Origin of the sequence: uncultured Anaerococcus sp., from assembly GCF_947253225.1 — a bacterium.
Classification (GTDB): Bacteria; Bacillota; Clostridia; order Tissierellales; family Peptoniphilaceae; genus Anaerococcus.
The window spans coordinates 1-8,027 of sequence record NZ_CAMXYR010000058.1 but is presented as its reverse complement, the minus strand read 5'-3'; the positions used below and the strand labels follow the sequence as shown (position 1 = coordinate 8,027).

Annotated in this window: 7 protein-coding genes; all 7 read right to left on the bottom strand. The window is 36.3% G+C overall.

Annotated elements, in window-relative coordinates; translation table 11 throughout:
* Positions 1–73: 73 nt before the first annotated feature.
* A complete protein-coding gene (gene fusA, locus Q0W95_RS06620) occupies positions 74–2,146 on the bottom strand; it encodes an elongation factor G (protein ID WP_297791119.1) in 2,073 nt (690 codons plus the stop codon).
* A gap of 14 nt (positions 2,147–2,160) precedes the next feature.
* A complete protein-coding gene (rpsG, locus tag Q0W95_RS06615) occupies positions 2,161–2,631 on the bottom strand; it encodes a 30S ribosomal protein S7 (protein WP_297791117.1) in 471 nt (156 codons plus the stop codon).
* Between the two features lie 120 nt (positions 2,632–2,751).
* Positions 2,752–3,159: a 30S ribosomal protein S12 gene (rpsL, locus tag Q0W95_RS06610; RefSeq protein ID WP_297791115.1), complete on the bottom strand. Its 408-nt coding sequence runs from the start codon at positions 3,157–3,159 to the stop codon at positions 2,752–2,754.
* A 147-nt stretch (positions 3,160–3,306) separates the two neighbouring features.
* Positions 3,307–4,080: a MurR/RpiR family transcriptional regulator gene (locus tag Q0W95_RS06605; protein WP_297791113.1), complete on the bottom strand. Its 774-nt coding sequence runs from the start codon at positions 4,078–4,080 to the stop codon at positions 3,307–3,309.
* Position 4,081: 1 nt separating this feature from the next.
* Positions 4,082–4,759, bottom strand: a complete 678-nt coding sequence (locus tag Q0W95_RS06600) for a MurR/RpiR family transcriptional regulator (protein ID WP_297791111.1) — start codon at positions 4,757–4,759, stop codon at positions 4,082–4,084.
* Between the two features lie 76 nt (positions 4,760–4,835).
* Positions 4,836–6,164 carry a 6-phospho-alpha-glucosidase gene (locus Q0W95_RS06595; protein ID WP_297791109.1) on the bottom strand — a complete coding sequence of 443 codons (1,329 nt, stop codon included), beginning with the start codon at positions 6,162–6,164 and terminating at the stop codon, positions 4,836–4,838.
* 49 nt (positions 6,165–6,213) lie between these two features.
* Positions 6,214–7,800, bottom strand: coding sequence for an alpha-glucoside-specific PTS transporter subunit IIBC (locus tag Q0W95_RS06590; RefSeq protein ID WP_297791107.1), 1,587 nt, complete (start codon positions 7,798–7,800; stop codon positions 6,214–6,216).
* Positions 7,801–8,027 lie beyond the last annotated feature (227 nt).

Sequence of the window (8,027 nt, the reverse complement as noted above, 5' to 3'; positions counted from 1 at the left end):
GATTGTACCAATGTTAATATGTGGTTTTACTCTTTCAAATGTTTGTTTGCTCATTGATAATCTCCTATATTAATTATTTATTTAATACTTGTTCTTTTACTGATTCTGGAACTTGTGCGTAGTGGTCAAATTGCATTGAATATGTTGCTCTACCTTGAGTTTTACTTCTTAGGTCAGTTGCATATCCAAACATTTCTGACAATGGAATATATGCATCTAGTACATGGATTCCATCTTTTGGATTCATTCCATCAATCTTTCCTCTTCTTGATGAAACGTCTCCCATTACATCTCCGAGGTATTCATCTGGTGTTGTAATTTCAACTTTTTCAAGTGGCTCTAGTAGAATTGGACCCGCTTTTGCTACTGCATTTTTAAATCCAATAGATCCAGCTACTTGGAAGGCAACTTCTGATGAGTCTACTTCGTGGTATGAACCATCAAATAGAACTACATGGATGTCTACCATTGGATAACCACCAAGGATGCCGCTTGCTGCTGCTTCCCTAACACCTGCCTCAACTGGCTTGATGTATTCTTTTGGAACTGCACCACCGACAATTTTAGACTCGAAGGTAATTCCTTCGCCTTCTTTGCCCGGCATAACTTTTAGCATTACATCACCGTATTGTCCTGAACCACCTGATTGTCTTACAAACTTACCTTGTGCTTCAGCTTCTTTAGTGATTGATTCTCTGTAAGCTACTTGAGGGTTACCAATATTCGCTTCTACTTTGAATTCTCTAAGAAGTCTATCAACTATAACTTCAAGGTGAAGCTCTCCCATTCCTGAGATTATTGTTTGTCCAGTTTCCTCGTCAGATTTTGTTTGGAAAGTAGGATCTTCTTCAGCAAGTTTTTGAAGACCTGTTATCATCTTATCTTGAGATGCTCTTGTCTTTGGTTCAATGGCTACTGAGATTACTGGATCAGGGAATTCCATGTTTTCAAGGATGATTTGGTTATCTTGAGTACATAGAGAATCTCCTGTTGTTGTATCTTTTAATCCTAATAGAGCAACGATATCTCCTGAGAAACCTTCTTCGATTTCTTGTTGCTTATTAGAGTGCATTTGCATGATACGTCCAACTCTCTCTTTCTTGCCCTTTGTTGCGTTGTAAATGTATGATCCAGATTCAATTGTACCTGAATAGATTCTTACATAGATTAATTTACCTACATATGGATCTGTTACAACCTTAAATGCAAGAGCAGATAGTGGCTCATCATCTCCTGGATGTCTTTCTAGGATTATTGAATCATCTTTAGGATCTGTTCCTTCAATTGCTGGTACATCTAGTGGGCTTGGCATAAAGTCAATTATCGCATCAAGTAGGGCTTGAACTCCCTTATTCTTGTAAGCTGAACCACATAGACATGGGAATATTTTCTTTTCGATTGTTCCTTTTCTTATAGCAGCGTTAATTTCTTCTACAGAAACTTCTTCTCCTTCAAGGTATTTCATCATGATGTTATCATCAATTTCTGAAAGTTCTTCAAGAAGGTTTGCCCTATATTCTTCCGCTTGTGCCTTTAGATTTTCTGGGATTTCACCTTTAACTGGATGAGCTCCGAGGTCTTCTGTGTGGTAAGTTACAGATTCCATCGTTACAAGATCAACTACTCCTTCGAATTGTTGTTCTGCACCTATAGGAATTTCTATTGGAACTGCGTTTGCTTTTAATTTATCTTTAATGGTATCAACAGCCATGAAGAAATCAGCACCAGTAGCATCCATTTTGTTGATAAAGCAAATTCTTGGGATGTCATACTTGTCAGCTTGTCTCCAAACTGTTTCTGATTGTGGTTCTACACCGCTTTTAGCATCAAATAGTGCAACAGCACCATCCAATACCCTAAGTGATCTTTCTACTTCTACAGTAAAGTCCACGTGTCCAGGAGTATCTATGATGTTGATTCTGTTGTCATTCCAATAACAAGTTGTAGCTGCGGATCCAATTGTGATTCCACGTTCTTTTTCTTGTTCCATGGAGTCCATTACTGCAGTACCATCATGGGTATCCCCGATTTTATAGATTTTTCCAGTATAATACAACATTCTTTCTGTTACAGTTGTCTTACCAGCATCTATATGGGCCATGATACCTATGTTTCTGGTGTCCTTTAATGAGACTTCTCTTTTCATTTGTCCCCCTATGATTAGTATCTATAGTGTGCGAAAGCTTTGTTAGCTTCAGCTGCTCTGTGCATTTCTTCTTTTCTCTTTACAGCTGCACCAGCATTGTTTGAAGCATCTAGTATTTCTTTAGAAAGTCTTTCCACCATAGTTTTCTCGCCACGAGCTCTAGAGAAGTTTACTAGCCATCTTAAAGCAAGTGTTTGTCTTCTTTCTGGTCTAACTTCCATAGGAACTTGGTAGTTTGCACCACCGATTCTTCTGGCTTTAACTTCTAGTGTTGGCATTATGTTTTCCATAGCTTGGTAGAATACTTCTAATGCATCGTTTCCTGTTGTTTCAGCAACGATATCAAAAGCATCATAAACTATTCTTGTTGCAAGGCCTTTTTTACCATCTAACATTACGTTATTGATTAGCTTAGTTACAACTCTATCGTTGTACTTAGCATCAGGCATTACCTCTCTTTTTGGTATATGTCCTTTTCTTGACACTTTTCTTCCCTCCTTTACCAATTATGTGTAATATCTTGAGTACTCGATTAAAAGTAATCGTTAGTGTGCACATATACCTTGTATATAAATAGGTACATTATGCACTTATTTTACTAAGTACTAAGCTTTTTTAGCTCCGTATTTAGATCTTCCTTGTTTTCTTCCGTCTACACCTGCTGTATCAAGAGTACCTCTGATGATGTGGTATCTAACACCTGGAAGGTCTTTTACTCTTCCACCTCTGATTAATACAACGCTGTGTTCTTGAAGATTGTGTCCAATTCCTGGAATGTAAGATAGTACTTCAGCTCCATTTGTAAGTCTAACTCTGGCAATCTTTCTTAATGCTGAGTTTGGCTTTTTAGGTGTTACAGTTCTTACAGATGTACAAACTCCACGTTTTTGTGGTGATTGGTTAGTTGTAATTCTACTTTTTAGGGTATTGTAGTTGTAACCTAGAGCTGGTGTATCTGATTTAGATTTTTCGCTCTTTCTACCTTTTCTAACAAGTTGATTGATTGTAGGCATAATGCACCTCCTTTTCTTTTATAATTTAAATAATTGGCGGTCTACGCCAATCCTTAAATATTTTACACGTTTAATGCTTTATTGTCAAGTAAATAACTTTATTTTACAAGTATGAAGGATTATTTTCGCAAATATATTTTACTCTTCCTACTGACCTAATTTTTTTACCTTACCTTCTATATAAGAAAGGTATTTTAATATTATGAAGTCAATTACCACATAAAATTGTGAAATCGGTGAAATTTTCATCCTTTGTTTGAAGTCGTAGACTTCATGGGTAACAAAAGAAATGTTGTAATCTGAAAGGTGGGAAATTGAGTTGTTTGATAATTTTGTGATTGAAGCAATAACTAGTTTCTTTTCTATTTTTGACAGAAAGTCAATGACATCTTTGTTTTCTCCACTAAAGGATATGGCAAAAAGCACATCTCCGTCTTCAAAGACTTTTTTATATTTTTCAAAATCGTTAAGTTGGTCGATAATATTTACAATTTTTCCTACATTTAGGAAGTTCCTCTTCAGCTCTTCTGCTACATTTAATTGAACATAACCATTAGCAACTATAAAGATATTGCTAGCCTTGCTTATTTCAATAAAGAGTCCATCGAGGTTTAGGGAGGTGAGCATGGTCATGGTTAGGTTAATATCATTTTTTGTATATTCTATTTCATTGTCGTCAAAAAGAGCCTTGGATTCGTCTTCTGCCCATTTGACCATATATCTAAGCTCACTATAGCCCTCAAGTCCAAGTTTTTTGGTAAAGGTCATAATTGAGCTTGTACTAAGGTCAAGGATTTCTGCCAATTCATTGATGTTTAAATCAATTACTTCGTTTTTGTTTTGAACTACATAAGAGTAAATTCTAAGGTCATTTTTATTTAATTTTTCATAATTTTCTCGAACTAGATTTAGTAGAAACATCTCATGACCTTTCTATATATGATGTAAAGAACTTTTCGAGTTCTATTATGTAGGGGCTGATTAATTTTAGTGTTTTTTTGTCTTCTGGTAGGAAAATATTGTAGTCGCTTTTGGTCATGGACTTATATTCGCTTCCTACAATAATTTTAAGACAATCAATGCTTGCTATTTGAAACATCAACTCTTTGCTCCTCTCGTCTTTGGTGAAATCGACTATCACAACCAGACTGTTTTTAAGCATTTGACTATCAAAGGCTACTACCTCTTCTGCTCCAGCATAGGTTTCTCCTAGGATTCCTACATCAAAGAGTAGTCTTTTTATAGAGTCCTTAATTATATCCTCATAGGCACCATTGCCGTAGATGAAGGCTCTTTTAACTTTTTTGAGCTTTTCATAGACCCTAGCTAGCTTTTCATCGTAAGGGCTTACATAGCTGGATACTATGTCAATAGCCTCATTCAGCATATAATATTTTAGGTCATTGTAGCCATTGAAGCCAAGTTTTTTTGCAAATCTTAGAATAGAAGTTCTTGAAGTGTAGCAAATTCTAGCAAACTCATTGATGGTCAAGTTGTAACTAAGACCTTCTTTTAAGATTTGGTTGGCTATGGTGTAGTCCGTCTGGGTAAATTTTTGTTCGTTATCTCTTATAAGTTTTTCTATACTAATATCAATCACCTCAATTAAAAATCTCTACTAGCATTATACGCCAAGTAGAGATTTTTAATATTATATAATAGAGAGTTTTTCTTTATTAATGTAATTCTGGCCAGTAACCCTTGTTTGCTTCTATCAGATCATCAAGAAGTTCTTTGGCAACCTTAGCTGATGGAACTGTTGCTGATAGGGTTAGGGATTGCCACATTTTTAGGTAAGATCCTTCTATCCAAGCTTCTACTACAAGTTTTTCTACTGATACTTGTTGTTCCATTAGACCTTTTTGGAATTGTGGGATTGGTCCTTGGTTAATTCTTTCAATTCCATTTTTACCCACTAGGCATGGAATTTCTACCATAGCTGTTGGGTCAAAGTTTGGAACTGCACCTTGGTTTTCTACTATTAGAAGGAATCTTTCTTTTGTGTTTTCTGCTAGGGCTATTGCTAAGTCTACGATGTAGGTTGCGTGAGCATCTAGTTCTATTTCAATACCTTCTGCTGTTCCCTTATCTATGATATTTTGGCAGAAACCGAATACATCTTTTTCTCTTCCTTCTCTTACTTCATCTACTCTTGTGTGTTCTGGATTTGTATGTTCTAATACAAAGTCAGGGTAGAAGTAGTATTTTAGGTAGGTGTTTGGAATTGTTTCTGGGTCTAGGGCATAGACATCTTTTGCCTTTGTGAATGTCTCAACCCATGATGGGTCAAGGTGTTGAGCTGTTCCTATACCATCAGCAAATCCATTAACTGCTACGTGTTTTTTGATTTGTGGCATTAGGTCATTGCCTTCTTTATCAGAAATAGCTGTAAACCAACCAAAGTGGTTTAGGCCGTAGTATGAGAAGTCAAGTTCTTGCCATTCTTTTAGGCCAACCATGTCTGCCATCTTATACATTAGGTCGATCGGCATATCACAAATGTTTATGATTTTTGAATCTGGTCTAAGTCTTCTTGTTGCTTCTGCAACTATTGCTGCTGGATTTGAGTAGTTTAGCATCCAAGCATCTGGTGAGTATTCTTCCATGTAGTCAAGAATTTCTAAAACTCCCCCTATTGAACGCATACCATAAGCAAGTCCACCTGGTCCGCATGTTTCTTGACCGATACAACCATGTTTTAAAGGAACTTTCTCGTCCCTATCTCTCATTTCATACTTACCAGCTCTTATTTGAGCAAGAACGAAATCAACGTCTGTAAATCCTTCTTTTGGATCTGTTGTATATACGAAGTTTATTTCCGGGTGTCTTTCTTTCAAGAGGATTTCAAGAGCCTTACCTATAACTTCTTGTCTTTTTTCGTCATTATCATAAAGTTTAATAGATCTTAGTGGAAATCTGTCAAGATTGTCTAGGAGCATTCCTATAATTCCTGGTGTAAATGTTGAACCACCACCTGCTACTACTATCGAATGTTTTTGTGTCATAATATTCTCCTTTATTTTTTCTAAATTTCTAACTTATTCTTTTCTTTTTCTAAACTAATTCGCCAAAGGCATCTGCTACATATTGGATATCCATTCCTACTATTACATGAACAGAATTCCCTGTCTTAGCTATACCATATGTTCCAATTTCTCTGAAATAGGAATCATCTGCAACCTTAGCTGGATCAACTACGTTAACCCTCAATCTTGTTACACAATTGGTGTAGTCTTTGATGTTTTCTGCCCCACCAAGACCAGCTAGGATTTCATCAGCCATAATCTCAAATTTATCGGCTTTTTTTACAATCTTTCCTTCAGTCCCTTCATCTGCTTTCTTGGCTTTATAGTCTTTCTTGGTGTATAGCTTAGCAGAATCTTCTGATGTAGTTCTACCTGGAGTCTTTATATCAAACTTAGTTATTAAGAATGAAAATACCAAGTACCAAACTACTATAGCTACAAGCCCAATAACTAACATAATGAGGTAGGTTTTCCAGTGGTTAACCGCTAATGGAATCCAGTTTAAGGATGCCATCTCTATTACTCCACCTGAGAAAATTCCAACTACCCCTGCTATATTCATTACCATAGCAAGAATAGCAGCAAGAATTGCATGCACAACAAAGAGTTGAGGTGCAATAAATAAGAAAGTAAATTCGATTGGCTCTGTAACTCCGCTTAGGACAGCCGTAAGCACAACAGGAATCATCAGACCTGCAATTTTCTTCTTATTTTCAGGTAGTGCCGTCTTGTAGAAAGCAAGCCCAACACCCACACAACCAAATATCTTTGACCAGCCAGTCGCCGTTAGTTGAGCATAAGGAGCAATCTCCTTTAATGAACCTGTTGCAGCAGCGATTTGTGGAAGATTCTGTGCCCAATAAGAATAAATTCCACCAGGGACAACCAAGCTATCATAGAACATTGGTGCATACAACAAATGGTGGAGACCAAATGGTATTAGTAGTCTTTCCAAAAGTACGAAAATTCCTACACCGAAGGTTCCAGAATTAAGGATAATATCTCTAAAGATATTCATTCCAGCTTGTACCTTCGGCCAAATAAGCACTGCAAGGAAGGCTACAGGAATCATAACAATAAATCCGACACCCAAAACAAAGGCAGAACCCTTGAATACTCCCAAAGCTTCTGGAAGTCTAGTATCGAAAAATCTGTTATGTAAATAAATGGCTATTGCTGAAATTAGAAGAGCTCCCATCATACCCATATCAAGAGTTTTGATATTTGCAATCATGGCAAGTCCACTTGCTCCGCCAACTTCTTGACTAAAATCCACCCCGAAACTTCCTCCCCAATGTTTCAAAATTGTAGAAACATAGTTTAGGAAAACTAAGTAAATTACGAATGCTTCCATACTTGCTCTAGCGTTTTGTTTCTTTGCAAGTCCTATAGGTAGGGCAATTGCAAATAATAATGGCAATTGATTAAATACAACCCATGCACCAGATAAGATCATATCCCAAAATCCAAACCACAGTGTTCCTTCACTTGCCATAGGACCCATTATAACTTCAGTTGTAAATAAGATCCCAAATCCTATTAGTAGTGCTGATACTGCAAAAAGCATAACAGGTGTGAACATAGCACCACCAAATCGTTGAATTTTTTCTTTCACGGTTTACCTCCTTTGTGAAAACGTATTATCTTATGCCTATATGATATTATCTTCGACTAAATATGTCAATAGATATTGAAATATAGGTATTTAGTCCAAGGTTCAAAATTTATTACATATTTTGTGAATTTTCACATTTAGCCTTTAATTATAAATTTCCCCTGATTTTTCAAGCGAAGACGTTAGTCTCAACTTTAATATTAATTTTATTCCACTATCTTTTATGA

Coding starts and splice junctions, on each gene's coding strand:
- fusA (WP_297791119.1), bottom strand. CDS start 2,146: ATGAAAAGAGAAGTCTCATTAAAGGACACCAGAAACATAGGTATCATG.
- rpsL (WP_297791115.1), bottom strand. CDS start 3,159: ATGCCTACAATCAATCAACTTGTTAGAAAAGGTAGAAAGAGCGAAAAA.
- Q0W95_RS06605 (WP_297791113.1), bottom strand. CDS start 4,080: ATGTTTCTACTAAATCTAGTTCGAGAAAATTATGAAAAATTAAATAAA.
- Q0W95_RS06595 (WP_297791109.1), bottom strand. CDS start 6,164: ATGACACAAAAACATTCGATAGTAGTAGCAGGTGGTGGTTCAACATTT.